Source organism: Mesorhizobium sp. WSM4828, from assembly GCF_055811175.1.
Genome location: NZ_JBVVQK010000007.1, coordinates 185,921 through 211,224 on the forward strand (window position 1 = coordinate 185,921; position 25,304 = coordinate 211,224).

The following is a 25,304-nucleotide window of genomic DNA, read 5'->3' on the forward strand; positions in this document are numbered from 1 at the left end:
CGGCGGTCACTGGGCAGGCTGAGGTCGGTCAAGCCGGCCGCGCTCGCGCTCCGGCGTTGCAACCAGCAAGGCCGCTGCGGCATTGGCGGCGGCAAGTGCCGCCTCGACAGGCTCTCCACGCGCAAGCGCCGCCGCGAAGGCGCCGACGAATTCATCACCGGCACCGTGGGTGCTGACCACCTCCACCGGCATCGCCGGCAAGGCGAATGCCTGGCCGTCGCGGTCGCAATAGGCGACCCCCTCCCCACCTGCCGTGACAATCGCAGCCGGATAGGAACCGACGAGCATACCGGCCGCCTTCGCAGCACCCTCGAGCGTGTCGACGACAGGAACTCCGGCCAGGAACTCCGCCTCGATGGCGTTGACGATGACGATGTCGGTGAGCGCGATCAGTTCGGCTGACAGCTTTCGCGCCGGCGCCGCGTTGAGGACGACGCGGCTGCCATGCGCCTTCACCGCCCGCGCCGCGGCAATGTTGGCGGCGTCCGGCACCTCGTTCTGCAGCAGCAGCACCGTCGTTTGCGCGATCAGCTCGCCCGCCTCCGCAATGTCCGTTTCGCCGAGAGTGAGGTTGCTGCCCGAGACGATCACCGCGCCATAGTCGCCGCTGTCGTCGAAGATCGCCACGCTCATGCCCGAGCCGGCAGCGGAAGCGACCCGCACGAAGCGCCGGTCAACGTCGTTGCGATCGAGATTGTCGAGAAGCGCGCGGCCGAAATCGTCATCGCCGACAGCACCGATCATTGCCGCACGCACCCCGGCCCGCGCTGCCGACACCGCCTGGTTGCCGCCCTTGCCGCCGCATTTTGGATGCCAGGCATGGCCGGTCACCGTTTCGCCCTTGCGTGGGCGATCAGGGGCTTCGACCATGATATCGTAATGCAGGCTGCCGAACACGGTGACCAGCGGCGGGGAAGCCGTCATGTGCCCCTATCTTTCCGTTTCGACGCCACCGCAGACATGGTGCGGCCGAGATTGCGCTCCGCCGCCTGGTAGTCGCGTTGCGCGACCGCGACGAACAGCGCGTCGAGAATGTTGAGCTGGGCAATGCGCGCCGCTGCGTTCTCACCCATCAGCGGCGAGCCTTGCGCGGTCGAGCAGAGCACGATGTCGGCAACAGCTGCCAATGGCGAGTTGTCGTAGTTGGTGATGGCCAGCGTGCGCGCGCCGCTTTTGCGCGCAAGTTGGATGGCGTCGATGACGGCGCTCGTGTTGCCGGAATGCGAGAAGCCGACAGCAATGTCGTCGGCGCCGAGCAGCGAGGCCGACATTAGCATCATATGCGAATCGTCGTAGACAGAGGTGCGGATGCCGATGCGCAGGAATTTGTGCGAAACGTCGCGAGCGATCTGCGCCGAGCCGCCGACGCCGTAGAAATCGCGATTCCTGGCGCGGTAAAGCAGATCGGCGGCACGGTCGAAATCGTCCATGTCGAGGATGGCGAGCGTCTCCTCCAGCGCCTGGATGGAGGTGCGGAACACCTTCTGCACGATCTCGGCCGAACTGTCGTCCACCGACAGCTCCTGATGCATCTCGGCGGTCGGCAGGCGGCTGTACTCATAGACGGCGGTGCGGAAATCGCGATAGCCGGAAAAACCCAGCTTCTTGGCGATCTTCACCACCATCGCCTCCGACACACCGGCCTCCTCGGCGATCTGCTTGAGCGGGATGGTCTCGTCGAAGCCGCGCCGTCCGAAGACGGTTTCAACCACCTTCGCCTCGAGCGGCGTCAGATGCGGCATCATCATGCGGATGCGCGGTCCTACTGCTTTCAGGTCCAGGCCGGTCAAGGTCATCCACGTCCCCTCGTCACGCGATCGATAAGCATCGCGGCGAGGATTATAAGGCCAGTTGCCAAGAGCTGATAGAAGGACTGCACGTTCATCAGCGTCAGGCCATTGCGCATGCTGCCGAGGATGACGGCACCCAGGATCGTGCCGACGACGCTGCCCTTGCCGCCCATCAGCGAAGCACCGCCGATCGCCGCCGCTGCTATGGCGTCGAGCTCCCAGAGATTGCCGAGAATGGGTTCGGCCGCACCCAACCGGCCGATCAGGATCTGTGCGGCAAGTGCCGCCAGCAGGCCCGAGATCATATAGGCGGCGATCTTGGTGCGGGCGATCGGCACGCCGGCTATGTAGGCTGCCTCCTCATTGCCGCCGACGGCGAGCAGATATTCGCCGAACGGCGTCTTCTTGAGGATGATCCAGGCAATCAGCGCGACCACGGCCACGATGATGACCGCCAACGGCAATCCGAACAGCGAGCCGTTGAAGATGGCGCGAAAGCCGGCAGGCAGGCCAAGCACCGGATTGCCGCCGGTATAGATCAGCGCCAGCGCCCGGTAGGTGCTCAGCGTGCCGAGCGTGACGATGAAAGGCTGCAGCCCGACATAGGCGACCAGCACGCCGTTGAGCAGTCCGCAGGCAAGGCCGATGGCAAAGCCAGCGGCGATGGCCAGCGGAAACGGCACGCCGGCAACCAGCATCGAGGCCGAGATGACGGCCGAAAGGGCTGCCGTCGGCCCGACGGACAGGTCGATGCCGCCCGAGATGATGACCAGCGTCATGCCCAACGCCAAGCAGGCATTGATGCTCGACTGCTGCAGGATGTTGATCAGGTTACGCTCGGCAAAAAAGCCGGGGACCAGCGCCCCGAAGACGGCAAGGATCACCACCAGGCCGATCAGCGTGCCGGCGTCGCGCACGGAAAACCGGTGCAGGAAATCTGCCCTTGGGCGCGCTGCTGTGTGTTGGGTTATATCGGTCATCCGCTAGTCCTGTCCGTTACGCACCGGCCCGATGGCCTTGCGCCTTGCCGGCCTCAATCTCCGTTTGGGGTATGGCGTGCGCGGCGATCGCGTGTTCGCTGAGACTTGCGCGGCCCAGTTCGGCGGCGACCGTGCCGTCGCGCATGACCAGCACGCGGTCGGCGAGCCGGATCACCTCGGGGAGTTCGGACGACACGACGATTACCGAATGGCCTTCGGCGGCGAGTTCCTCGATCAGGTGGTAGATCTCCGCCTTGGCGCCGACATCGATGCCGCGCGTCGGCTCGTCGAACAGAAGGATCCGCGTTCCGGCCGCCAGCCAGCGGCCGATGATCGCTTTCTGCTGGTTGCCGCCGCTGAACAGCCGGATCGGCCGATCGAGCAGGAACGGCCTGAGATTGACGCGTTTCATTTTCTCGGCAGCCACGCGCTTCAGCCGGCGATGATCGATGACGCCGCGCGGCGCGAACACGCCCATCGAGGCCAGCGCCATGTTGCTGGAGATCGACCGCAACGGCACGATGCCTTCGCGCTTGCGCTCCTCCGGCACCAGGCCGATGCCGGCCGCAATCGCGTCGCGCGGACTGGAAAGCTTTACCGCCTTGCCGTCGATCTCTATTGCGCCTGATGAGGCCCGGTCGGCACCGGCCAGCAGCCGTAGCAGTTCGGTGCGACCCGACCCGACCAGGCCGGCAATGCCCAACACCTCGCCGCGATGCAGCTCGAACGAAACGTCAAGGACCTTGGTCGCCGAGGCAAGGCCACGCACACTTAGCCTGATCTCGGCGGAAGCATGCGAGCGGTGCTGTTCCTGGGCAAGCTCGCGGCCGACCATCATCGAAACGACGGATTTTTCCGAGACCTGTGCGATATCGACGGACCCGACCACGGCGCCGTCGCGCATGATGGTGGCGCGCTGGCTGATGCCGAACACCTCGTCCAGCTTGTGCGAGACATAAACGACGGCGACACCGTCGCGCGCCAGACCGGCAATCACCTCGGCCAGTCGTTCGAACTCGCTCGGCGTCAGGCTCGACGTCGGCTCGTCCATCGCCACGATCCTGGCGCGGTCGAGCAGCGCTCGCGCGATCTCGACGATCTGCCGCTGCGCCACCTTCAGGCTGCCAAGCGGGACTGCCGGATCGATGGTCGGGTCGATGGCGGCGAGGGCTTCCGCAGCACGGCGTTCCTGCTCGCGCCGTGCGACGAAGACGCCGCCGCGCGTCATCGGATGGCCGAGAAACATGTTCTGGGCGACGCTGAGACGTGGCACCTGCTGTAATTCCTGATGGATCATCGCCACGCCGGCGGCGCGCGCCGCGACCGGGGTGTTCAGCATGGCCGGCTTTCCGTCGATGAGCACGCGTCCCGCTGTCGGCCGGTAGACGCCTGACAGAATGCGCAGCAGCGTCGACTTGCCAGCACCGTTTTCGCCAAGCAGGCCATGGATTTCGCCGGCGCCGACCGAAAAGGACACATCGCTCAGCGCCCGCACGGCCGGAAACACTTTGGAAATGCCCTCGAATTGCAGCCGCGCTGACATTGCTTCAGTTCTCCAGGCAGGGTGCCGACCCAAGGCCGGCACCCGCCGCCCCTGCTCTATTGGCCCGCTGCCGCGTCCTCGAGCAGCGCCTTGCGCGCGGCATCGCCGCCGCCGGAGTAACGGTCGGCATTGTCCTTGGTGATCAGCGCCTGCGGCGTGGCGACGACGCGCGGCAGCTTCTGCCCGGCCACCAGCCGCAGCGCCGATTCCAGCGCCACCTCGCCGGTCAGCACCGGGAACGAATCGACGGTACCGGTCAGCTCGCCGGCGCGGATCGAGGCATAAGCGTCGGAAATCCCGTCAGTGCCGAAGACGGCGACCTTGTCCTGCAGGCCGGCGGCCTTGACCGCTTCGACGATGCCCAGCGCCATACCGTCATTGTTGGCATAGAAGCCGATCAGGTCTGGGTGCTGCTGCAGGATGTTGGTGGCCGCGTCGTAGGAGGTCTGACGATCCCAGTTGCCGGGGACGCTGGCGACGACCTCGAACTTGCCGGCTTCGGTGATGGTGGTCTTGAAGCCGTCGGTGCGCTGGACGGCGGCGTAGACGCCGGCCTGGCCTTCGACGATGGCGACCTTGCCGCCATCCGGCCGGTTCTTGATGAACCATTTGGCGACGCGCACGCCATTGTCGCGCTGGACATTACCGACATAGTGCTCGGCCTGCGGGATGACCGCGTCATTGACGTTGACCACCGGCACATTGGCTGCCTTGGCCTGCTCCATGATCGGCTGCAGGTTGGAGTCGGTCTGCGGCGAGACGAGAAGCACGTTGTAGCCTTGCGTGACCAGGCCTTCGGCGATGGTGAGCTGCCCGAGCTGGTCGCCCTCGCTCTGCGCCGCCTGGTAGACGACGGGCACGCCGGTGCGGTCGCCGAACGACTTGTAGCCCTCTCCCAGCGAGCGCCAGTATTCGTTGGTCAGCGTCTTGGAGACCGCACCCGCCTTGGTGCCCACGGGCAGCTTGGGGAAAGCCCCGAACTTGGCCTCGAGCTGCGACCAGTCGATGCGATCCTTCTCGGTGTCGGAATTGAGCGGCGCGAGGTCCGCGGAAAACGACGACCCTATGGACAGCGCCATCAGGGCAGCGGTGGCGGTGGCAAGCAGAAATTTCATGGTCTTTCCTCCCTTGTTGAAAAACAGTGATGGCCCCGGCCTCAGCTGTCCGGCCCGAGCATGGCTTCCTGGATGATGGCCTGCGAGGCGACCGCGTCCTGACGGTCGATGGCAGTGGACAGGCGATTGTTCTTTTCCAGCCGGTCGACGACGCGCAGCATGCGCTTGACAGTCGCGATGTTGACTTCGCATTCGTGGACCGGGTCGAGCCCGGTCATGTCGGGGAACGTGTCGAAGTAGATTGCCCCGGTATAGCCGTCGCGGCGGATCTGCCTGAGCAGCTCGATCGTCTGCAGCGTGTGCACTGCGCCAACCATCAGGCCGTCGTCGCGCTTGGCGTAGCCGTCGTTGAGATGCACGCCGAGCAGCTTGCTATGGCGCGCTACGAGTGCTGCGGCAAAGGCCGGCTGCTCGTCGGCATAGAGCACATGCGCGAAATCGAGCGTCACGCCGAGATTGGGCAGGCCGATCTCGCGGATCGCCAGCAATGTCGTCGCCGCATCGGGCATCAGGCTGTAGGAGCGCGGCTCGTTGGGTTTGTATTCAAGGCTGATCTGACAGCCCGGGTCATGCGCCGCTACTTCACGAATTCCATCGATTTCGTGTTGCCAGAGTGTTGCGTAGTTAGCCTGGAAGGCGTAGTCGAAGCCATCCTGCCCCAACCACAATGTCATCAGGCTGGCGCCGGCCTCGCGCGCGGCGTCGATGCCGGCCTTGGTCAGGTCGATGGCCTCGCGGCGAACGGAAGGATCCGGGTTGGTGAAGGCGCCGAGCTTGAAAGCCGGGTTAGAGTAGTAGCGCATGGCGAAGCCATTGATCGAAAGCCCGAAATCGCCGAGTTTGCGCGCCATTTCCGCAGGTTTTTCATCGACATGGTCGGGAAAGTTGAGGTCGAGATCGGTCAACTCCGCAACCTTCGCCGCACGTGCCGCCATTTGCAGCATGGACGGTTTGCCGACAAGATCGGGCCACTCGGACTGTGGCCGCGAGGCAAAGGAATTGAGGCGGGTGGCGAAACGATAGGCGGTCATCGGGGTCCTTTCATTGTCATAACTTTACACAAGAATGATTATTTGTAAAGTTGTTAATTGCTCGCTCGGCGACGACGAATTCGCCATACCCAGGCCAGTTGCGACCACGGGGGGACAAGCAAGCGCGGCACTGTCACGCAAGTATCATGTTCGCGTCCTAGATCGCTTCTCCGAAGGCTTTCGCGGCATCCTTGATGCGACGCGACGCTTTTTCAGATCCCGGCAGCTTTGTCTCAAAGAGGATATCCATGAAAAACCTGCACCGAACCGCGTCCCTCGCCGTCGCGCTGGCGATGTTCACCGCCTTGACGCCGGCCTTGGCTGAAAACGCCGCGACCGTCGACGGCGTCAGCTTCGTCAACAAGGGCCTGGTCGGTGTCGGCCGCATCCCGGCCAGCCAGAAGGACAAGTTCGGCGAGACGTTTGGCTCCGGCTCGGGCATGGCGATCGACGCTGCCGGCTGGACGCATGGCGCCGATGGCTACAAGGGCTCGCTGTGGCTGCTGCCCGATCGCGGCTACAATGTCGTCGGCACCACCGATTACCGGCCGCGCCTGAACACGATCGCCCTCGAGTTCACCCCGATCGCGGGGGCGGCACCGGCCACCGGCCAGGAACAGTCGGGCCTTAAGGCAACGCTAGCCGACACCATGCTTTTGACGGACGACAAGGGCGCCGACGCAACCGGCCTCGATCCGCTCAACGGCGTGCGCGCCGCGACCGACGACATGCCGATCCTGCCCGAAGCCAACGGCAAGCTCGCGCTCGACAACGAAGCGATCGCGCGGCTGCCCGACGGCACGATGTTCATCTCGGACGAATACGGTCCGAACATCTACCGCTTCTCCGCCGATGGGCGTCTGATGTCGGCAACGCAGCCGCCGGCGGCGCTTGTCCCGACGCGTCACGGGACGCCAAACTTTGCTTCCAACAATCCGGGACCTGGCGCGGCAGACCCAGATCCGAAGGATCCCGAAACCGGCCGCCAGAACAACCAGGGCCTCGAAGGCATGGCACTGACGCCCGACGGCAAGTTCCTGATCGCCGTGCTGCAGTCGGCACCCAGACAAGATGGCGGCGATTCGCCCTCGACGCTGCGGAACACGCGCGCGCTGGTCTACGATGCCTCGGATCCCGGCCAGCTCAAGCTCGCGCATGAATATGTCGTGCCGCTGCCCGTGTTCACCGATGCCAAGGGCAAAACCAAGATCGCCGCGCAGAGCGAAATCGTGGCGCTGTCGGACAAGACCTTCCTGATGCTGGCGCGCGACAGCGGCAACGGCCAAGGGCTGAAGGGCGACACTTCGCTCCATCGCGAGATCAGCGTCGTCGATGTGTCGGCGGCAACCGATATCGCCGGCACAGAGTTCGACAAGGACAAGCCGGTTGCGCCCAAGGGTGAGCTCGATGCATCGGTGACGCCGGCCAAGCTGACGCCGTTCATCGACATCAACGACAAGAGCGAGCTCGGCCGCTTCGGGCTGCACAATGGCGCGCCCAACGACCGCAACAACCTCTCAGAGAAGTGGGAGGCGATGTCGGTGGTGAGCGTCCTCGATCCAAAACTGCCCAACGACTATTTCCTGTTCGTAGCCAATGATAATGACTTCCTCACGCAGGACGGCTTCCAGGTCGGCGCGCCCTACAAGGCCGAGGACGGCGCCGATGTCGACACCATGTTCCTGGTCTATCAAGTCACGCTCCCAGGGCTCGCCAAGAAGTAGTGGCACCCATACAGGCGGACGCGCCGAACGCGTCCGCCTGAGCTGGCGCGATTGAACGGTCGCGTTTCTTCAGTTGCGGCGCGCCCGCGCAAGGATGGTGTTCTAGGGACAAGCGCGTTGCAAAACCTGCGACTGACGATCCAGTCGAAGGCACTTACCTCAACATCTCCGCGTCCTTTGGGACGCCAGCATCGATCGGCTCGGCTGTCCTGTTCGACACGGCCGCGATCTTCCCGGCGGCCGACAGGTTCGGGCGCACGAAGACCGGCGCGACGCCGTCGACGCGGCTGTAGAGGTCGATAATGTCCTGATTCATGAAGCGCACACAGCCGGACGAAGCGTTCTTCCCAATGGAATCCCACTCCGGCGTGCCGTGCAGCCGATACATCGTGTCCTTGCCGTCGCGGAAGAGATACAGCGCGCGTGCGCCCAGCGGGCTGTGCGGGCCGGGCGGCATGCCGTCCTTGTATTTCGCCAGTTCCGGCCGGCGCTGGATCATTTCCGGCGGCGGCGTCCACACCGGCCACTTCTTTCTCGCCTGAACCACGGCACTGCCGGTCCATCCGAAACCGGCCTTGCCGAGGCTGACGCCGTAGCGAATTGCCTTGCCGCCGTCGCGCACCAGGTAGAGAAAGTGCTCGGAGGTATCGACGACGATCGTGCCGGGTTTCTCTCCGGTCGGATCGGACACGACTTGGCGGACGAATTTCGGATCGATCTTGGCTACCGGTATTGCCGGCAGTTGATAGCCCTCGTCGACGCGCGCCGCATACATGCTTGCGGCATCGCCGAAAGCCGGCTCGCTTGGCGCCGCTGTCACCGGCGGCGCCGCCACGTCGGTCGTGGTGCACGCCGAAAGAGCCACGGAGGCCGCGCCCAGAGCCGATGCACCGAGAAAGGCGCGCCGGTTCAGGCGCTCAAAAAACAACGGAATATCGGACATGAGCCCCCCGGCTTGCCCATGAGATCCAGGAAATGCGGCCCCACGCGTGCAGGATCAATATACGATTCCGGAAGCTTTGAGAACATGATTGATCAAGGCACACCAGGCTGAATTTGCAGCGCCGCATCGACCTGTTCCGTTAAATCGGCAATCATTGCGGACTCAAGACAAGCCTTCGCCGAGTTGCCTGCCATGGACGACAACATGCCCGCGCGCCGGCGGACCGGCGACCTGACCAGTGGGCCTATCCCGCGCACCCTTTTGCTGTTTGCCCTGCCGGTGCTCGGCTCCAATGTGCTGCAGTCGCTCAACGGCTCGATCAATGCCGTGTGGGTCGGCCGTTTCCTCGGTGAAGCGGCGCTGACCGCCACGTCCAATGCAAACCTCGTGCTGTTTCTCATCCTCGGCACGGTGTTCGGCATCGGCATGGCGGCGACCATCCTGGTCGCGCAATCCGTCGGCGCTCGTGACCTGCCCGAAGCCCGGCGCATCGTCGGCACCAGCGCCACCTTCTTCTTCCTCGTCTCGGTGGTGTTCGCGGTCTGCGGCTGGATCTGGGTCGATGCGATCCTCGATGCACTCGGCACGCCGGCCGATGCTTTGCCGCTGGCGCGCTCCTATCTGCGCATCATCTTCCTGGCCGTGCCGATGATGAACCTGTTCTCCTTCGTCATGACAGTGCTGCGCGGCGCCGGCGACTCGCGCACGCCTTTCCTCTTCATGGCGCTGGCCGTCGTGCTCGACGTCATTTTGAACCCGTTGCTCATCCTCGGCATCGGCCCGTTCCCCGAACTCGGCATCGCCGGCTCGGCCGCCTCGACGCTGATCGGCCAGACGGTAAGCGTGGTTGCCATCCTGATCGTGCTTTATGCGCGCAAGCACCCGCTGCGGCTGGCCGGCGCCAATCTTGCTCTGCTGCGGCCGGACCCGGCGCTGCTGCGACTTGTCGTCTTCAAGGGCGTGCCGATGGGCCTGCAGATGATCGTCGTCTCGTCCGCGGCTCTGACGGTGATGGGCATGGTCAACTCGTACGGCTCGCAGGTTGCGGCTGCCTACGGCATAGCCGCACAGCTCTGGACCTACATCCAGATGCCGGCGCTCGCCATCGGCGCCGCGGTGTCGTCCATGGCGGCGCAAAATGTCGGCGCCGGGCGCTGGGACCGGATCGGCCGCATCGCCGCCTCCGGCGTCGGCTTCAACCTTGTGCTCACCGGCGTGCTCGTCGCGCTGCTGTTCGTATTCGATCGCGGGGTGCTCAGCCTCTTCCTCGGCAGCGACAGTGCAGCAATCGACATCGCCACTCACATCAACAAGATCGCGTCGTGGTCCTTCATCCTGTTCGGCATCACCATCGTGCTCTTCGCCACCGTGCGTGCCACCGGCGCGGTGATGCCGCCGCTGATCATCCTGGTGATCTCGGTGCTGCTGGTGCGCACCAGCTTCGCCTATTTCTTCCGAAGCGTGATAGGCGAGGAAGCTCTGTGGTGGAGCTTTCCGGCCGGCTCGATAACCTCGCTCGTGCTGGCCGCGGCCTATTATCGCTTCGGCCGCTGGCGCAGCCTGCACATGATCGAGAGCCGGCCGGCTGCCGGCGAACCACCGGATACCGGCCTCGGCGTACCGCGCCAGCGCGCCCATCTTTCGCCCGAGACGTCGAACGGCTGAAAGGCCGGCTCAGCGCGCGTATTTCGCGCCAAAGCCGAGCGCCACCAGGGAAAAGACGACAATCATGCCGGCAAAGGCCAGGCTTGCCACGGTCGCGCTTGTCATGGTCGACAGGACGCCGATGCCGATCACCGGCAGCGCGTTGCCGCAAAAACAGCAGATGAAGAAGGCCGAGACGACTTCCGCGCGCCGGTCCGCCGGCGCGATCTCGTTCACCACTTGCAAGCCGCCGCGATAGCCAAGCGCTGCCGCCACGCCGCACAAGGCGGTCCCGGCAATCATTATGGCCGTCGATGCGAAGACCTGCGCCGCAACAATCAGCGCGACGGTTGGGATCATCAGCGCAAGCGCCGCGAACATCGCGGCTCGGCTCGAAAGTCGTGCCGTCGCTACAATGGTGGCGGCCGTCACGATCGCCAATTCAAAAAACAGAGCGCCGGCTACGGCATGGTTGATTACGTGCAGCTGCTGCGCCAGAATGCTCGGCGCGAGTGCTGCATAAAAGCCGACCAGCGCCATTGCGCCAAAGCCGGTCACCGCCGGTGCAACGAAACCCGCGCGGATGTCATCAGGCACGGAAAGCCGCGGCCGCATCGAAACGTCAGCCAGTTTCCCCGGCCGCGAAACGGTTTCCCGCGTGCGCCAGACCAGCAGGGTTACAGTCGCGAGCATCGCCAGGTAGACGACGAATGTCAGCCTGAGCGGCCAAGGCGCGTATTCGGCGAGCAACCCGGCCCCCAGCGCACCAAGGCCGAGGCCGAGAAAATTGGTGCTGGTGGCAATCGTCGCCGCCTGTGACTTGTCGTCGGTCGGGAGCAATTCGGCGAGCCAGGCGGTGCCGGTACCCGCGCCGACGCCAATTCCCAATCCGCTCAGAATTCGGGCGGTCTCGAGCCAGGCGACATTTTCGGCGAACAGGAAAACCACCGCGCTGACGACGGCCACCGCCATCCCCGCTAATGCCATCGGACGGCGCCCGATGGCATCGGACACACGCCCTAACATCAGAAGCGCTGCCAGATTGCCGATGACATAGACGGCGTAGACCAGCGTCAAAGTGATCTGCGAGAAACCGAAGACCTGCTTGTAGATGATATAAAGCGGCGTCAGCGCCGTGCTGCCGGCGAAAAGAGCCGCGATCATGGCGGCCACGGCGGCCGCTGCGGCGCTGCCGACGAGTTCGTGATCGCGCGTCATGACTTGAGCGTGAGCTGTCATTTTTTCGACCTTTTGCTGTTCGGGATCTGAAATCCTAACGCCTTTTTCGCGTCAGCCGTTCCCCTCCCCGACTTGCTCCTGACAAGTTTGGCAGCTTTGCCGATGGCGCTGAGCGAGATCCTCTTTTAACTTCAGCGGATTGTCAGGGGAGATTCATGGGCAAAGGACGGGTCGAGGCATTCACCGATGGCGTAGTCGCCATCATCATCACCATCATGGTGCTGGAATTGAAGGTGCCGCATGGCGAGGATTTTTCCGCGCTTGCACCACTCTGGCCGATATTCCTCAGCTATGTGCTGTCCTTCATCTATGTCGGCATCTACTGGAACAATTTGCACAACATGTTCCATGCCGTGCAGCGGGTCGACGGCCGCGTGCTGTGGGCGAACCTCAACCTGTTGTTCTGGCTGTCGCTGATGCCGGCGACGACAGCCTTCATGGGCGAGAACCATTTCGCGCCGGTGCCTGTCGCCGTCTATGGCATCGGCCTGGCGCTCTGCGCCGTCGGCTTCAACATCCTCACCATGGCTCTGCATCGGCTGCACGGCAGCGAGACCCTTTTCGCCAGGGCGTTGGGCAATGACCTCAAGGGAAAGATCTCGCTGGCCCTCTATATCTCCGGCGTCGCACTGACCTTCGTCAATCACTGGATCGGTGTCTCGATCTACGTTCTCGTGGCGCTGATCTGGTTAGTGCCGGACAGGCGCTTCGAGCGGCTAATCGAGAAATAGACAGACCATGATCCCGAACCGAAGGACCGCGTCAGCGAAAAGTGGATGCCAGTTTTCGGAAAAGATCATGAGAAGACAGAGCCCCATACCGAATTTTATCGGATGGAACAGGCTCTAGCCCCGCATTTCTTTCAGCTTTTCCGCTACCGAAGCGGCAAGGTCGGCATAGCGCTCCTCCAGCCGCTCGGCCGCCTTGATCACTGAAAAATCGTGGCCGAACTTTTCCAGCGCCATACGCAGCTTTTCGACGAACTCCGCCTGTTTTTCGAGCGCCGAAAACAGCGTTTTCACTTGCGCTTCGCTGATGTCGGGATTGGCAAGCATTTGCGGCACTTCGCGGCTCATCTGGTCGCCGGTTGCGGTCTGTTCTTTCAGGATCTCGATCCAGTCGGTCAATCGCTAGGTCTCCTTTTCGATATCAGCATGCGCAGCGCCCGCCGACGCGGTCAACCCGAAGATGCCTGCACCGTCTTGCGCGAGCCTCTTTCCGCGCTAAGTTCGCCGCGGCCAGAACAGGAGAAAATCATGACCACCGACGCCGAGATCCAGACCGCCCTGCCCGCATTTGCCTCCGGTAATGTCGCCGTCATCACCGGCGCGGCCAGCGGCATCGGCCTTGCCGCGGCCAAACGGCTGGCGGCGATGGGAATGAAGATCGTGCTGGCCGATATCGCCGGCGCACGCCTCGATGAGGCCCGGCACGCCGTCGCCGCTATCGCCGGCGACAGCGCCGTGCTTGCCGTCGCCACCGACGTCTCGAAAGCCGACGAACTCGACCGGCTGGCCGAAAGGACATCCGGCACTTTCGGCGACGTCTCGCTGCTGATGAACAATGCCGGCGTTGGCAACAACCCCGGCAAGCCGTGGGAGAACCGTGACGCCTGGAAGCGACTGCTGGACATCAATTTCTGGGGTGTCGTGCATGGCGTCGAGGCGTTCGCGCCGGGCATGCTGGCGGCGGGAAAACCGGGCCTGATCGTCAACACCGGCTCCAAGCAAGGCATCACCACGCCGCCCGGCAACCTCGCCTACAACGTCTCCAAGGCTGGCGTGAAGACCTATACCGAGGGCCTTGCACACGCGCTGCGTAACGAGCCCGGCGCCAGTGTCGCGGCGCATTTGCTCATTCCCGGGTTCACTTTTACCGGCCTAACCGAAGGTGCGACCGAAAAGCCGGCCGGCGCCTGGACGGGCGAGCAGGTCATCGACTTCATGCTAGCCTCGCTGCTGCGCGGCGATTTCTACATCCTGTGTCCCGATAACGAGGCGACCCGGTCCATGGACGAAAAGCGCATGGCCTGGGCGATTGGCGACATCATCGAGAACCGCCCCGCTCTGTCGCGCTGGCACCCGGACTACAAGGAAGCCTTTGCAGCATTCATGAAATGATCCCGCGACCATTCGCGCTGTTGGGAAGCCGAACAACAAGCTCGCTCACGCCGCCGTGTGCTTCTTCGCGTTGCGCTTCTTAGCCACCGCTTTGGCTGCGGCCATGTCGGCGATCTGTTCGTCGTGCCGCTTCGCCGCACGTTCACATTTGGCGCGGATTTCCTCGACTTCGGATTCGGTCAGGTGTTCGATGCCGATAAAGGTATTCTTGGCTTTGCTGACGCGGATCAACTCGTCGAGCTTGGCCTGGATCGCTGCACTGTCGCGGTTCTGGGTGTTTTGGATGAGAAACACCATCAGGAAGGTGACGATCGTGGTGCCGGTATTGATGACGAGTTGCCAGGTGTCGGAAAAGCCGAAGGCCGGACCGCTTACCGCCCAGACCACAATGATCAGGAAACAGACGGCAAACGTCGGCGGCAGACCGGCAAGATGGGCGACATAGTTGGCGATCCTGGTGAACAGCTTCTCGATCATGGCAGGGAGAAACAATCGGCAGCTCCCTCGAGTTCCCTGTGAGGTGGAATTCACGGTCAAACCGCGCGCGCCGCGCTTGCAAAGATCAGGTGGCGTCGTTTTCCCAGCGGTCGAGGAAAGCCTCGATGGGCAAGACCTGCATGTCGGGGACTGCCCTGGCCAGTTTCTCGACCGGCCAGTCCCACCAGGCAAGACGTTCGATCCGTGCCGCAGTTTCCGCGCTGAAGCGCTGCCGCACTGGCCTGGCCGGAACGCCGGCGACGATCGCATAGGCCGGCACGTCGCGCGTCACCACCGCGTTGGCACCGACGATCGCGCCATTGCCGATCACTATGCCAGGCATGATCACGGCGCCATGGCCGATCCAGACATCATGGCCGATGCTGACGGCTTTCGCCCGCCGCCGGTCGCGGAACGCCTGATCGACACCCAGCCAGCGGAAATATTCGTTGGGCCGATAGCTGATCTTGTGCTGCGTCAGCCGCTCGACCGGATGCTCCAGCGCATTGATGCGGCTGTTGGCGGCGATCGAGCAGAATTTGCCGATCGTCGTATAGATCGCCTCGGCATGGCGCTCGAAGTAGGAGAAGTCGCCGACCGTCACCTCGCGCAGGATGACCCGCTCGCCGATCGACGCGTAGCGTCCAAGCTTGCACGCCTTCAACTCGGCCGTCGGATGGATGCGCGGCTCGGGATCTTTCAGGACAAGGTGTTCGGGACGGTCCATGCGGGCGCTTTACGCCCGCGCGCATAGTCTCGCAAGCCGAGTGCAGCGCCGCACATCCGTTTGGGCGCCAAGGACCCTGTAGCACCTTAAGTCTCTATTTCGGCTTGCCGCTGGTCCACACCACGTTCTGGCCGTAGAGCGGCACAGTGGTGACCGACATTTTTGCCGAGCCATCCTGCACCTGGCGCGAATGCGACAGGTAGATCAGCGTTTCGTTGGCCTTGTCGTAGATGCGGTTCACCACCTGCTTTTTCCAGATCAGGCTGATGCCTTGCTTGAACACCTCCTCGCCGGCCTCGCTCATGTCGATGTCGCCAATGGTGATCGGCCCGGTCTGGCGGCAGGAGATCGAGGAATCGGACGGGTCCTCGAACCAGTTGCCTTTCTGCAGGCGGTCGATCACCCCACGGTCGAAATAGGAGACGTGGCAGGTCACGCCCTCGACCTTCGGATCCTTGATCGCCTCGACGATGATGTCGTTGCCGAGCCAATCGACGCCGACCTTGCCGACTTCCTCGGCGACGGCCGAGCCGGCACCAATGACCAGGCATGCGGCCAACGCGCCGCCAATCAGTTTTCGCAAAGAGGCCTCCTGCGGTTCGAATTTTGCCGACCTCAGGTGGGACGAACGGCAGCGCTTTGCAAGCAGATCGCCTCCCACAGCATTGCCGGTTGCGGCAACGCGACATCTTTGCGTCGGCGCGACCGAACCGCTAAGAGTGTTCGCCAAGCCAGGGCTTACGGCGCCAACCCGGCGCCCGATGGAAATAACGACGGACTTCACTGATGATGCGTTCAATTCTGGTCGGTATTCTCGTCCTGATGGCCGCAGGAATCGGTTGGCTCACCTTCGACTGGTACCGCGGACATTATGGCGGCGAGCCGTTCGGAGCACCTTTCACGCTGGTCGACCAGAAGGGCACGCCGGTCACCGAAGCCGCCTTTCGCGGCCACCCCAGCGTCGTCTTCTTCGGCTTCACGCACTGTCCGGAAGTCTGCCCGACCACGCTTTTCGAGTTGGCCGGCTGGCTGAAGACGATGGGCGACGACGGCAAGAACCTGCGCGCCTATTTCGTTACGGTCGACCCGGAGCGCGATACGCCCGAAATCATGAACACCTATGTCAGCAATTTCTCCGATCGCATCCTCGGCATATCAGGCGATCCGGATAAGGTCCACGCCATGGCCAAGTCGTTCGGCATCTACTGGAAGAAAGTCGACACGAACGATGGCGACTACACGATGGACCACACCGCTTCGGTGCTGCTGCTCAATGCCAAGGGCGATTTCGCCGGCACCATTGCCTATGGCGAAAGCCCGGACGCCGCCATCGCCAAGCTCAAGCGGCTGGCGGCGGAAGGTTGACACATCCGGTAATGACGCAGACGCGTTTGTATTTCACCGCGGGCAAGATCGAGGCCGATCGCATCTTCGCGGCGCTCGGTGCGGCGTTCGATGATGAGGCCCTGCCGGTTGCGGTGCTCGAGGTCGATGAGGACCGCGACATCCACGAAGTATCGCTCTATGCCGACGACGACGTCGATGCGGTCGAGGCGCGGCTTAGGGACATCCTTGCCGGACTGTCGCTGTCGAAATCGATAGCGCGCGAAGCGCTGCCCGACATCGATTGGGTGGCGCGCTCGCTAGAGGGATTGAAGCCGGTGCGGGCCGGGCGCTTCTTCGTCCATGGCGCGCATGACCGCAGGAAGCGCCACAGCGGCGAGCTCGCCATCGAGATCGAGGCCGGCCTTGCCTTTGGTACCGGCCATCACGGCACCACCGCCGGCTGCCTCGAAATGCTGGAGCAGGTCGTACGGCGCGAGCATCCGCGCAACGCGCTCGACCTTGGCACCGGCAGCGCGGTGCTCGCCATCGCGGTGGCCAAGCTCGCGCATATTCGGGTGCTGGCGACCGACATCGACCCGGTCGCCGTCAAGGTGGCCGCCGCCAATGCGCGGCTGAACCAGGTCAAGGGGCTCATTGAAACAATGGCGGCACCCGGTTTTCATCATCCGATCTTTGCCGCGCGTGCGCCCTTCGACCTGATCGTCGCCAATATATTGGCGCGGCCGCTGATGCGGCTGGCGCCGCAAATGGCCGGACATATCGCGCTTGGTGGCTCGATCGTTTTGTCGGGCATCCTCGAGCGCCAGCGCGACGCGGTAATCGCAGCCTATATCGGCCAGAAATTCCGGCACGTCCGCACCTTGCACCGCGAGGGCTGGGTGACGATTCACCTCAAGCGCTGAGGAATAGCGCTTTCAGCGCAAGCCGGAATCAGCTCGGACCTAGCGCGAGTTCGCCGCTTTCTTCAGCTGTTCGCGATCGTAGCCGTGAGCTTTCAGCGTTTCGTCGTCAAAGCCAAGCAGAACGCCGCTCACATACCGGCTCGCTTCGCGCTGGCGAGCTTCGATCAGCGCGTTCACAGCGTTTCTGAAAAATCCGCGTCTGGCTGAAATCGTGGACATGACAGTCTCCTTTGCAGGGCAATAGGACTCTTCCTCCACGTGAAGAAGGTAAGCCCTGCTGACGCTTTTTGAAATCGCCGATTCTGCATGGCCTCCATGCGCAAAAAGACACTGTAGCGGCCAGCCACGATCGGTCCGAAAATCGATTCCGATTTTCGAAGTCATGCGCTACGGTCGCGCCAGCATTCGAGGAGAGCCGACATGTTCCAGACCTTCGATTCCGCCGGCGATCCGGCCGTTGGCAAGCCGCGCGTGGCAATGCTGCGCCAATGGTTGGCGGCGAACGGGCTGGATGGCTTCATCGTGCCTCGCGCCGACGAACACCAGGGCGAATATGTCGCCGACCGCTCGGCACGGCTGAAATGGCTGACCGGCTTCAGCGGCTCGGCCGGCGTCGCCATTGTGCTTGGCGAGCGCGCCGTCATGTTTGTCGACGGGCGCTACACGCTGCAGGTGCGCCAGGAAGTCGATCTCGACATCTTTTCGATCGAGAGCCTTGTCGACAACCCGCCGGCCAACTGGATCAAGGACAATCTCGGTAAGGGCGTGCGGTTGGGCTTCGATCCGTGGCTGCATACGATCAGTGACGTCAAGGCGCTGAAAGCCTCGGCCGAGAAATCCGGCGCGATACTGGTGCCGCTCGAAGAAAATCCGATCGACGCAATCTGGCAGGACCAGCCCGGGCCGCCACTGGCGCTGGTCGAGATCCACCCGATCGGCTTTGCCGGCGAACTGGCCAAGGACAAGCTGGCGCGGCTGGCGGCGGCCATCGCGAAGGACGGCGCCACCCATGCCGTGCTGACCGACCCCTCCTCCATTGCCTGGGCCTTCGACATCCGTGGCGGCGACGTACCGCACACACCGCTGGCGCTCGGCTTTGCCGTGCTCGCCGCCGACGGCTCGCATCTGCTTTTCATGGACCAGCGTAAGTTTTCGCGCACCGTCGCGGCCTACCTGACGCAGCTCGCCGAATTGCACGAACCAGGTGAATTCGAAACGGCAATCGTCACCCGGGCCAAGGGCGGCGCAAAAATCGCGCTGGACCCGGTTCTCGCAGCGGACAAGCTCAGAATGCTGGTCGAGGATAATGGCGGCACCGTCATTGCCGTGCCCGATCCGGCCCGCATTCCACGCGCAACAAAGAACAAAGCTGAGATCGCCGGCGCACGCGCTGCGCATCGCCGCGACGGCGCTGCGGTCGCCAAGCTGCTGTGCTGGCTCGACCGCCAGAAGCCCGGCACGCTCGATGAAATCGCCGTTGTCACCAGGCTTGAGGAGACGCGCCGTCAGACCGGCCAAGAAACGCAAATGCCGCTGCGCGACGTGTCGTTCGACACCATCTCCGGCGCTGGTCCTAACGGCGCCATCATGCACTACCGCGTCTCCCGCGCCACCAATCGCAAGCTGGGGGATGGCGAGCTGTTCCTGCTCGACTCCGGCGGGCAGTACCAGGACGGCACCACCGACATCACCCGCACGGTTCCGATTGGCACGCCGACCGAGGAGATGCGCGAACGCTTCACGCTGGTGCTGAAAGGCATGATCGGCATCTCCATGCTGCGCTTCCCGCAAGGCACGCGCGGCTCCGAAATCGATGCCGTAGCCCGCCTGGCGCTATGGAGACACGGATGCGACTTCGCCCATGGCACCGGACACGGTGTCGGCTCTTATCTTGCCGTGCATGAGGGACCGCAGCGTATCGCCAAGACCGGCACCGAAAAGCTGCTGGCCGGCATGATCGTCTCCAATGAGCCCGGCTATTACAAGGAAGGTTCTTACGGCATCCGCATCGAAAACCTGGTCCTGGTGACGCCGGCCGAGACAATCGAGGGCGGCGACATCGCCATGCATGGCTTCGAGACACTGACGCTGGCCCCGATCGACAAGCGGCTGGTCCGATCGGACCTCTTAACCCGTGACGAGCTCCATTGGCTCGACGAATACCATGCGCGGGTGCTGGCCGAGATCGGACCGATGCTCGACGGCGAAACGCTGGCCTGGCTGGAAAAAGCAACCGCCCCGCTGCCGCACGACTTCAAGCAATAGCCGCGGTCGCAACGCCGGTTGACAGGCTTTGCTCCGCAAGCAGTTCCTGCAAAGCCGTGACGTTAGGAGAACCGGCTCCCTTGCGCCAGAACAACACCGTGATGGCGTTGTCTTCGTCAGCGGGCAGTTCGTGCAGCTTTAGCCAGCGGCTCTCCGGGAAGCCCGAAAGCACACTTTTCGGCATCAGCGCTATGCCCATGCCAGCCACCACGCAACCAAGGATGGCATGGTATGAACCAAGCTCGATGGTTTTCTCGGCCATGAACCCTCTGCGCGCATACCATTGTTCCAGCCGCTTGCGGTGCGGGCAGCCGTGCTCGAAGGCTATCATGGTTTTGGGCATGTCCAGACGGTCGTCGATCGAGACGCGCGATGCGGCCGAGACAATGACCAGCTGCTCCTGGAATGCTGACTGCTTTTCGAACGGAGCGTCGGCGATCGGCTCGGCGGCAAAGGCTGCATCGAGTTCGCCGGCAAGCATGGCGGTCGCGAGAACCTGCGGATTGCCGGTGCGCAACTGGATTTCCACTTCGGGATAACGTGCGTGATAATCGGCGAGCAGACTTGGAAGCCGGGCCGCGGCGGTGCTCTCCATGGCACCTAGGCGAAGCGTGCCACGCGGGCGTGGATCGAGCATCGCCGCTCGCGCCTCCTCCGCCAGCGCCAGCAGCCGATCCGCATAGCCGACCAATTTGTGACCGGCCGGCGATACGTGCAGGCGCTTGCCCTCCCGGATAAACAGCTGCACGCCGAGATCCTCCTCGAGCTGCCGGATGCGTGTGGTCACGTTCGACTGCACGCGAAACAGTTTTTCCGCTGCCCTGGTGATTCCGCCCTCGCGCACCACCGTGCGGAAGATGCGCAGATCGGCCAAATCCATACATCTCTCCTGGAGAACATAACGATCTTAATTATTCATTTTAACTGATTATGCCTTTCCCGTAAATCGCCGGTGTAGCTGCCGATCAACACGGCAAACCAGGGGAGATGGAAATGTCGCGTGAGCCCTTCGGCATCCAGCCGATCGATCTAAGCGCATTGACGCCGAAGCAGCGCGAAGCGCTCTATAGCGACGCCGTGCGTTGCGCCCACCAGGAGAGAGCGGAGGCGATCCGGCTGAGCCTGTTGCGGGTCGGCCCGGCAATAGTAGCTGCGGTAAAGCGCATGTGTGCTCTCGCCGCCAAGGCAAAAGTCGATCAGCCGACGAGCTGCCGCGCGAGGATCAGCACGGCAGCACCCGCCAGGAACATCGCCATCAGACCGCCGCGCAGTGAGACAAGGCCGGCAACGATCAAAGCTGCCCATTCCGCCGGCCCGGCGCTGAGCGCCGCCGGCGCCACCAGCGTAGTCAGCACCGCCGCCGGCACGGCGCTGAGCCCTGCGTCGACGCGCGGATGGATATGATCGAAGCGAGAGATCACCAGATGACCGCCGATGCGGGTCAGATAGGTCGCGATCGAAGCGGCGATGATGATCCACAAGGTCGTGCTCATGGCCGTGCCTCCACGCCGCAGTGGCGGGGCGGCAGGATGACGGCGAGCAGCACGCCGGCCAGCGCACCTATGGAGACATGCCAGGGCGAGCCGACCGTCTTGTAGGCAATGATGGAGGCGGCAGCGCTGGCGACGACCACCGGCAGCCACAGCGGCCGCTTGCGGAAGCTCATGACCAGGCCGAGAAAATAGATCGGCAGCAGGAAATCGATGCCCAGCGCATGGGTGTCGGGAATAAGCTTGCCGAACATCGCGCCGAGCGCGCTTTCGATGATCCAGAACACATAGACCGGCAGCCCAAGCCCCATATACCAGGTGAACCCGACGGTGTCGCCGGCCTCCGCCTTGCGCTCGGCCACCGCGAACTGCGGATCGGTAAGCACGAAGTAGCCTATCGCCTGCTGCATCAGTGGCCAATGCGCGATGCGCCGGCCGATATCGGCCGAATAGAGCACATGGCGAAAATTCACGGCGAAGATCGACAGCACGATCAGCCACGGCGCGACATGCTGGCCGAACAGCTCGATGCCGACCATCTGGCTGGCGCCGCCGAACACCGTTGCGCTCATCAGGAACGCTTCGAGCACGGAAAACCCGTTATCGACTGCGAGCGCCCCGAACAGCAACGCAAACGGTGCCGACGCGACCACGACGGGCATGCTGAGCCGCACGCCGTCCCAGAAATCGCTTTTCGCACTGTTTTCGGAGATTGCTTCCGCCGACATCGACCGCTCCTCGGGAAGGGCCTATGTAGGGAGGGCGGTCCGGCTTGTCACACCAATTCGCTTGAGGCAAACGATCAGCGGAAGTGATGGCTGAGGCGCGCGGGCAAGTGCGCTCCAGTGCCTAGCGCGGCGAAGCGTTGCCTTCGATCGCCCTGCCCCAGTCGAGGAGCGGTTTTGCCCGCATGACGAAGTCGACGAGTTCGTCGACCAATCCAGCTCCGTAGATATCCGCGGGCTCGATTGCGTGCCGGACGGCAAAATGCCGGTTGCGGATCGCGGCAGCGAGATCGGGCTCGGCGATATGCTCGAAGCCACGCGGCGTGCGCTTCATGCAGCCGTCCGGATCAAGCTCGAGGCCGTTCTTCTTCAGCGCCGCGACGAGGGCGCGGAATTCAGCGGGCCGTTTCGCGATCGCGTTGCGCAGCGCCAGCAATAGCTCGGGTCCGGGCTGCCACCAGGCAACGGCGGCAAAGCAGCGCTCGAGCCCGATATGGACGTAAAACACGCCCTGTTCCATCTTGGTGCCGTCTGGCGAAAGGATCGCCGACAAATGCCGGTTATAAGGCCGTTTGTCCTTGGCGAAACGCACATCGCGATTAATTCGGAACAGCGATTTCTTGCGGTCGCCGCGCAGGCCGAGCCCCGCGGCCGTGAAGCGCTCGGAGAGCGTTTCCACCAGATCGCCGAAGGGATCGCGCAGGTCGCGTTCGAAAAGGTCGCGGTTTTCCAAAAACCACTCCCGGCTCTGATGAAAATCCAGCGCCTTGAGGAAGGGAATGGCCTTTTGCCCAAAACCGTTGAACGCAGCCGCCATCACCCGCCCTTGCCGATCCGCTGCAGCCAGGTGTCCTCGTCGATCACCTCGATGCCGAATTTGGTCGCATCTTTCAGCTTGGAACCGGCGCCTGGCCCTGCCACGAGGAGATCGGTCTTCGCGGAAACCGAGCCGGCGACCTTCGCGCCTAGACGTTCGGCCATCGCCTTGGCCTCCGGGCGCGTCATCTTTTCCAGCGTGCCTGTAAACACGATTGTCTTGCCGGCGACCGCACTATCGGCTGAGACGTTCACAATGTACGGCTTCGGGTGGACCTGTGTGAGCAGCGCTTCAAGCACGGCGTCGTTGCGTTCATTGCCGAAGAAATCGCGAAGCGCGCCTATCACCGTATCGCCGATGCCGTTGATCGAAGGAAAAACGGTGTGTGGATCGGCTGCCGCTGCTGTCTCCTTGCCAATGCGGATCAACTCCTCGATCGTCGAGAAGGTTCGGGCCAGCACAGCGGCTGTCGTTTCGCCGATATGGCGGATGCCCAGCGCAAAGATGAAGCGATCGAGTTCCGGTTCGCGGCGAGCGTCGATGGCAGCGAAGAGCTTGTCGAGGCCGTCGTAGTTGCGTTCCTCGACACTGCGTACATTCTTGCGCGTCTTGCCCGATGCGGCCTCACGCTGCCTTGCCTGCTCCTCCCGCCGTTCCGCCAGCGCCTTGGTGACGGCGGGACGGCGGTCCCGGAGAGTGAAGATATCGGCGGCTGTCTTGACCAACCCGGCATTGAAGAACAGGTCTATGTTTTCGGCGCCCAGGCCTTCGATATCCATGGCGCCGCGCGACACAAAGTGGCGCAATCCTTCCACGGCCTGCGCAGGGCAGATCAGTTCGCCGGTGCAACGTCGGCGGGAATCTTCCTTGCCGGTCTTCTCGTTGATCTCGCGCGTCGCGGGTGAGCCGCAGATCGGACATTTGTGCGGGAATTCGTAGGGCATGGCATCTGGCGGACGCTTGTCGGCTACGACGCTCACGATCTGCGGAATGACGTCCCCTGCCCGCTGGATGACCACTGTGTCGCCGATACGCACGTCATAGCCGTCGCGGATCGGCTGGCCGTTGCTGTCCAGACCCTTGATGTAATCTTCGTTATGAAGCGTGACATTTTCGACCACGACGCCGCCGACCGTGACGGGCGCAAGCCGGGCAACGGGCGCAAGCGTACCGGTACGGCCGACCTGAATGTCGATCCTCAGCACGGTCGTCATCGCCTGTTCGGCCGGAAATTTGTGGGCGATGGCCCAGCGTGGTTCGCCGGTGACGAAGCCCCATCTGCGCTGCAATTCCAACTGGTCCACCTTGTAGACGACGCCGTCGATGTCGTAGCCCAGCGATGAGCGCTGGGTCTCGATTAGGTGATAATGCGCGACCAGTTCCTCGACCGACTTTGCCCGGACCATCAGCGGACTGACCTTGAATCCCCACTCCGCGAATTTCTGCACGGAATCGTATTGGGTCGGAGCCGGATCCTTTGTGGTATAGCCCCAGGCGTAGGCAAAGAATTTGAGGTTGCGGCTGGCGGTAACGGACGGGTCCTTCTGACGGAGCGACCCGGCCGCCGTATTGCGCGGATTGACGTAATCCTGGCCGCCGATCGCCGCCGAACGTTGCTTCAGCGCCTCGAATTCCGCGTAGGTCATGTAGACCTCACCGCGTATTTCGATGACCTCGGGCCAGTCCGATCCCTTCAAGGTCTTGGGAATGTCGGCGATGGTCTTGAGATTGGCGGTGATGTCCTCGCCGACGAAACCGTCGCCGCGCGTTGCCCCCTGTACGAACGCACCGCCTTCATACCGCAGGGAAGCCGATAGCCCGTCGATCTTCGGCTCAGCCGTGAAGGCGATGTTCAGATCCTTGTCGCGGTCAAAGAATCGCCGGCCCCGTTCTATGAAGTCCGCGACGTCCTGGTCGGTATAGGCCTTGGCGAGGCTGAGCATCGGCACCGCGTGGCGCACCTTGGCAAAACCTTCCGCCGGCGGCGCGCCGACCCTGCGTGAGGGCGAATCCTCGCGCACGAGATGCGGAAACCGCTGCTCGATGGCGAGATTGCGCCGGGTCAGCGCGTCATATTCCGCATCCGTGATTATCGGCGCGTCCTCGCCATGGTAGCGCCGGTCGTGCTCGGCGATCTCCTGCGCCAACCGCTTCAATTCGCTTGCCGCCTCGCTTTCGCTGAGCGAATCGACTGGTTTTTCGTCCATGCACTGCTCCCTCCACGGTGACGCGACACAATAGAACAGGATTCTTTCATGAGGGAGAGACCAGACACGGAAAATCATTCCTGAACAGCAGGATGGCGCCAGACCCTGACTCAGGTCACGAACGCCGGAAACGAACTCGTCTAGAGCAATTCCAGGAAAACTGTGAAACGGTTTTCCGTCCGGAATTGCGCAGAACGAAGAAATAGAGCGGTTCGGCG

At 63.2% G+C, this 25,304-nt stretch carries 25 protein-coding genes; 7 read left to right on the forward strand and 18 right to left on the reverse strand.

Features of this window, described 5'->3' with window-relative positions; genetic code table 11:
• Positions 1-6: 6 nt before the first annotated feature.
• The 6 genes from AC0L2X_RS11170 to AC0L2X_RS11195 are packed head-to-tail and all read right to left on the reverse strand — an operon-like array spanning position 7 to position 6,459.
• The gene (locus AC0L2X_RS11170) at positions 7-924 is read right to left on the reverse strand and encodes a ribokinase (protein ID WP_473599797.1); all 918 of its coding nucleotides are present in this window, start codon (positions 922-924) and stop codon (positions 7-9) included.
• On the reverse strand, positions 921-1,796 hold the full coding sequence (locus AC0L2X_RS11175; protein WP_473599798.1) for a MurR/RpiR family transcriptional regulator: 876 nt from the start codon (positions 1,794-1,796) through the stop codon (positions 921-923). Before AC0L2X_RS11175 ends, AC0L2X_RS11170 begins: the two co-directional genes overlap by 4 nt.
• A complete protein-coding gene (locus AC0L2X_RS11180; RefSeq protein ID WP_352456543.1) occupies positions 1,793-2,770 on the reverse strand; it encodes an ABC transporter permease in 978 nt (325 codons plus the stop codon). Before AC0L2X_RS11180 ends, AC0L2X_RS11175 begins: the two co-directional genes overlap by 4 nt.
• A 16-nt stretch (positions 2,771-2,786) precedes the next feature.
• On the reverse strand, positions 2,787-4,313 hold the full coding sequence (locus tag AC0L2X_RS11185) for a sugar ABC transporter ATP-binding protein (RefSeq protein ID WP_473599799.1): 1,527 nt from the start codon (positions 4,311-4,313) through the stop codon (positions 2,787-2,789).
• Between the two features lie 56 nt (positions 4,314-4,369).
• Entirely contained in the window at positions 4,370-5,428 is a 1,059-nt protein-coding gene (locus AC0L2X_RS11190; RefSeq protein WP_473599800.1) for a sugar ABC transporter substrate-binding protein, read from the reverse strand.
• 41 nt (positions 5,429-5,469) lie between these two features.
• On the reverse strand, positions 5,470-6,459 hold the full coding sequence (locus AC0L2X_RS11195) for a TIM barrel protein (protein WP_473599801.1): 990 nt from the start codon (positions 6,457-6,459) through the stop codon (positions 5,470-5,472).
• Positions 6,460-6,707: 248 nt separating this feature from the next.
• Between AC0L2X_RS11195 and AC0L2X_RS11200 the strand changes: the two genes are divergently transcribed.
• Complete coding sequence (locus AC0L2X_RS11200; protein ID WP_473599802.1) at positions 6,708-8,183, forward strand: esterase-like activity of phytase family protein; 1,476 nt, start codon at positions 6,708-6,710, stop codon at positions 8,181-8,183.
• A 154-nt stretch (positions 8,184-8,337) separates the two neighbouring features.
• Here AC0L2X_RS11200 and AC0L2X_RS11205 read toward each other — a convergent pair whose 3' ends face one another.
• Positions 8,338-9,126, reverse strand: coding sequence for a L,D-transpeptidase (locus AC0L2X_RS11205; protein ID WP_473599803.1), 789 nt, complete (start codon positions 9,124-9,126; stop codon positions 8,338-8,340).
• A gap of 192 nt (positions 9,127-9,318) precedes the next feature.
• Here AC0L2X_RS11205 and AC0L2X_RS11210 point away from each other — a divergent pair, with 192 nt between their 5' ends.
• Positions 9,319-10,791 (forward strand): MATE family efflux transporter, encoded by a 1,473-nt coding sequence (locus tag AC0L2X_RS11210; protein WP_473599804.1) that lies wholly within the window; start codon positions 9,319-9,321, stop codon positions 10,789-10,791.
• Between the two features lie 9 nt (positions 10,792-10,800).
• Here AC0L2X_RS11210 and AC0L2X_RS11215 read toward each other — a convergent pair whose 3' ends face one another.
• Entirely contained in the window at positions 10,801-12,009 is a 1,209-nt protein-coding gene (locus AC0L2X_RS11215) for an MFS transporter (RefSeq protein WP_473599805.1), read from the reverse strand.
• Positions 12,010-12,164: 155 nt separating this feature from the next.
• On the opposite strand from AC0L2X_RS11215, the gene AC0L2X_RS11220 reads away from it, so the two are divergent.
• Positions 12,165-12,740: a TMEM175 family protein gene (locus tag AC0L2X_RS11220; RefSeq protein ID WP_292663948.1), complete on the forward strand. Its 576-nt coding sequence runs from the start codon at positions 12,165-12,167 to the stop codon at positions 12,738-12,740.
• A 114-nt stretch (positions 12,741-12,854) separates the two neighbouring features.
• Here the strand turns inward: AC0L2X_RS11220 and AC0L2X_RS11225 are convergent, their stop codons facing one another.
• Positions 12,855-13,136, reverse strand: coding sequence for a hypothetical protein (locus AC0L2X_RS11225; protein ID WP_023721174.1), 282 nt, complete (start codon positions 13,134-13,136; stop codon positions 12,855-12,857).
• 129 nt (positions 13,137-13,265) lie between these two features.
• Between AC0L2X_RS11225 and AC0L2X_RS11230 the strand changes: the two genes are divergently transcribed.
• Positions 13,266-14,129 carry an SDR family NAD(P)-dependent oxidoreductase gene (locus tag AC0L2X_RS11230; protein ID WP_473599806.1) on the forward strand — a complete coding sequence of 288 codons (864 nt, stop codon included), beginning with the start codon at positions 13,266-13,268 and terminating at the stop codon, positions 14,127-14,129.
• Between the two features lie 45 nt (positions 14,130-14,174).
• Here AC0L2X_RS11230 and AC0L2X_RS11235 read toward each other — a convergent pair whose 3' ends face one another.
• The 3 genes from AC0L2X_RS11235 to AC0L2X_RS11245 all read right to left on the reverse strand — a co-directional run bounded on the left by AC0L2X_RS11235 (position 14,175) and on the right by AC0L2X_RS11245 (position 15,916).
• The gene (locus AC0L2X_RS11235; RefSeq protein WP_473599824.1) at positions 14,175-14,606 is read right to left on the reverse strand and encodes a low affinity iron permease family protein; all 432 of its coding nucleotides are present in this window, start codon (positions 14,604-14,606) and stop codon (positions 14,175-14,177) included.
• Between the two features lie 85 nt (positions 14,607-14,691).
• Positions 14,692-15,333 (reverse strand): DapH/DapD/GlmU-related protein, encoded by a 642-nt coding sequence (locus tag AC0L2X_RS11240; protein ID WP_473599807.1) that lies wholly within the window; start codon positions 15,331-15,333, stop codon positions 14,692-14,694.
• A gap of 94 nt (positions 15,334-15,427) precedes the next feature.
• Positions 15,428-15,916, reverse strand: a complete 489-nt coding sequence (locus tag AC0L2X_RS11245) for a CreA family protein (protein ID WP_352912770.1) — start codon at positions 15,914-15,916, stop codon at positions 15,428-15,430.
• Between the two features lie 203 nt (positions 15,917-16,119).
• Between AC0L2X_RS11245 and AC0L2X_RS11250 the strand changes: the two genes are divergently transcribed.
• Positions 16,120-16,698: an SCO family protein gene (locus tag AC0L2X_RS11250; protein WP_473599808.1), complete on the forward strand. Its 579-nt coding sequence runs from the start codon at positions 16,120-16,122 to the stop codon at positions 16,696-16,698.
• 11 nt (positions 16,699-16,709) lie between these two features.
• Positions 16,710-17,582, forward strand: coding sequence for a 50S ribosomal protein L11 methyltransferase (locus AC0L2X_RS11255; protein WP_473599809.1), 873 nt, complete (start codon positions 16,710-16,712; stop codon positions 17,580-17,582).
• A 39-nt stretch (positions 17,583-17,621) separates the two neighbouring features.
• Here AC0L2X_RS11255 and AC0L2X_RS11260 read toward each other — a convergent pair whose 3' ends face one another.
• Positions 17,622-17,966, reverse strand: coding sequence for a hypothetical protein (locus AC0L2X_RS11260; RefSeq protein WP_473599810.1), 345 nt, complete (start codon positions 17,964-17,966; stop codon positions 17,622-17,624).
• A 36-nt stretch (positions 17,967-18,002) separates the two neighbouring features.
• Between AC0L2X_RS11260 and AC0L2X_RS11265 the strand changes: the two genes are divergently transcribed.
• Positions 18,003-19,847 carry an aminopeptidase P family protein gene (locus AC0L2X_RS11265; protein WP_473599811.1) on the forward strand — a complete coding sequence of 615 codons (1,845 nt, stop codon included), beginning with the start codon at positions 18,003-18,005 and terminating at the stop codon, positions 19,845-19,847.
• On the opposite strand, the gene AC0L2X_RS11270 is transcribed toward AC0L2X_RS11265, so the two are convergent.
• From AC0L2X_RS11270 to ligA, 5 genes are all read right to left on the reverse strand, one after another.
• Positions 19,837-20,727, reverse strand: a complete 891-nt coding sequence (locus tag AC0L2X_RS11270) for a LysR family transcriptional regulator (RefSeq protein WP_473599812.1) — start codon at positions 20,725-20,727, stop codon at positions 19,837-19,839. The genes AC0L2X_RS11265 and AC0L2X_RS11270 overlap by 11 nt on opposite strands.
• A gap of 316 nt (positions 20,728-21,043) precedes the next feature.
• Positions 21,044-21,340: an AzlD family protein gene (locus AC0L2X_RS11275; RefSeq protein ID WP_473599813.1), complete on the reverse strand. Its 297-nt coding sequence runs from the start codon at positions 21,338-21,340 to the stop codon at positions 21,044-21,046.
• Positions 21,337-22,065 (reverse strand): AzlC family ABC transporter permease, encoded by a 729-nt coding sequence (locus AC0L2X_RS11280; protein WP_473599814.1) that lies wholly within the window; start codon positions 22,063-22,065, stop codon positions 21,337-21,339. Before AC0L2X_RS11280 ends, AC0L2X_RS11275 begins: the two co-directional genes overlap by 4 nt.
• A gap of 121 nt (positions 22,066-22,186) precedes the next feature.
• Positions 22,187-22,879 carry a DUF2461 domain-containing protein gene (locus tag AC0L2X_RS11285; protein ID WP_473599815.1) on the reverse strand — a complete coding sequence of 231 codons (693 nt, stop codon included), beginning with the start codon at positions 22,877-22,879 and terminating at the stop codon, positions 22,187-22,189.
• The gene (gene ligA / locus AC0L2X_RS11290) at positions 22,879-25,086 is read right to left on the reverse strand and encodes an NAD-dependent DNA ligase LigA (RefSeq protein WP_473599816.1); all 2,208 of its coding nucleotides are present in this window, start codon (positions 25,084-25,086) and stop codon (positions 22,879-22,881) included. The genes AC0L2X_RS11285 and ligA overlap by 1 nt, the downstream gene beginning before the upstream one ends.
• Positions 25,087-25,304: the final 218 nt, after the last annotated feature.

Excerpts from the sequence above, each read along its gene's own strand:
- AC0L2X_RS11170 (WP_473599797.1), bottom strand. The coding sequence starts at position 924 with ATGACGGCTTCCCCGCCGCTGGTCACCGTGTTCGGCAGCCTGCATTAC.
- AC0L2X_RS11175 (WP_473599798.1), bottom strand. The coding sequence starts at position 1,796 with ATGACCTTGACCGGCCTGGACCTGAAAGCAGTAGGACCGCGCATCCGC.
- AC0L2X_RS11180 (WP_352456543.1), bottom strand. The coding sequence starts at position 2,770 with ATGACCGATATAACCCAACACACAGCAGCGCGCCCAAGGGCAGATTTC.
- AC0L2X_RS11185 (WP_473599799.1), bottom strand. The coding sequence starts at position 4,313 with ATGTCAGCGCGGCTGCAATTCGAGGGCATTTCCAAAGTGTTTCCGGCC.
- AC0L2X_RS11190 (WP_473599800.1), bottom strand. The coding sequence starts at position 5,428 with ATGAAATTTCTGCTTGCCACCGCCACCGCTGCCCTGATGGCGCTGTCC.
- AC0L2X_RS11195 (WP_473599801.1), bottom strand. The coding sequence starts at position 6,459 with ATGACCGCCTATCGTTTCGCCACCCGCCTCAATTCCTTTGCCTCGCGG.
- AC0L2X_RS11200 (WP_473599802.1), top strand. The coding sequence starts at position 6,708 with ATGAAAAACCTGCACCGAACCGCGTCCCTCGCCGTCGCGCTGGCGATG.
- AC0L2X_RS11205 (WP_473599803.1), bottom strand. The coding sequence starts at position 9,126 with ATGTCCGATATTCCGTTGTTTTTTGAGCGCCTGAACCGGCGCGCCTTT.
- AC0L2X_RS11210 (WP_473599804.1), top strand. The coding sequence starts at position 9,319 with ATGGACGACAACATGCCCGCGCGCCGGCGGACCGGCGACCTGACCAGT.
- AC0L2X_RS11215 (WP_473599805.1), bottom strand. The coding sequence starts at position 12,009 with ATGACAGCTCACGCTCAAGTCATGACGCGCGATCACGAACTCGTCGGC.
- AC0L2X_RS11220 (WP_292663948.1), top strand. The coding sequence starts at position 12,165 with ATGGGCAAAGGACGGGTCGAGGCATTCACCGATGGCGTAGTCGCCATC.
- AC0L2X_RS11230 (WP_473599806.1), top strand. The coding sequence starts at position 13,266 with ATGACCACCGACGCCGAGATCCAGACCGCCCTGCCCGCATTTGCCTCC.
- AC0L2X_RS11235 (WP_473599824.1), bottom strand. The coding sequence starts at position 14,606 with ATGATCGAGAAGCTGTTCACCAGGATCGCCAACTATGTCGCCCATCTT.
- AC0L2X_RS11240 (WP_473599807.1), bottom strand. The coding sequence starts at position 15,333 with ATGGACCGTCCCGAACACCTTGTCCTGAAAGATCCCGAGCCGCGCATC.
- AC0L2X_RS11250 (WP_473599808.1), top strand. The coding sequence starts at position 16,120 with ATGATGCGTTCAATTCTGGTCGGTATTCTCGTCCTGATGGCCGCAGGA.
- AC0L2X_RS11255 (WP_473599809.1), top strand. The coding sequence starts at position 16,710 with ATGACGCAGACGCGTTTGTATTTCACCGCGGGCAAGATCGAGGCCGAT.
- AC0L2X_RS11260 (WP_473599810.1), bottom strand. The coding sequence starts at position 17,966 with ATGACTTCGAAAATCGGAATCGATTTTCGGACCGATCGTGGCTGGCCG.
- AC0L2X_RS11265 (WP_473599811.1), top strand. The coding sequence starts at position 18,003 with ATGTTCCAGACCTTCGATTCCGCCGGCGATCCGGCCGTTGGCAAGCCG.
- AC0L2X_RS11270 (WP_473599812.1), bottom strand. The coding sequence starts at position 20,727 with ATGGATTTGGCCGATCTGCGCATCTTCCGCACGGTGGTGCGCGAGGGC.
- AC0L2X_RS11275 (WP_473599813.1), bottom strand. The coding sequence starts at position 21,340 with ATGAGCACGACCTTGTGGATCATCATCGCCGCTTCGATCGCGACCTAT.
- AC0L2X_RS11280 (WP_473599814.1), bottom strand. The coding sequence starts at position 22,065 with ATGTCGGCGGAAGCAATCTCCGAAAACAGTGCGAAAAGCGATTTCTGG.
- AC0L2X_RS11285 (WP_473599815.1), bottom strand. The coding sequence starts at position 22,879 with ATGGCGGCTGCGTTCAACGGTTTTGGGCAAAAGGCCATTCCCTTCCTC.
- ligA (WP_473599816.1), bottom strand. The coding sequence starts at position 25,086 with ATGGACGAAAAACCAGTCGATTCGCTCAGCGAAAGCGAGGCGGCAAGC.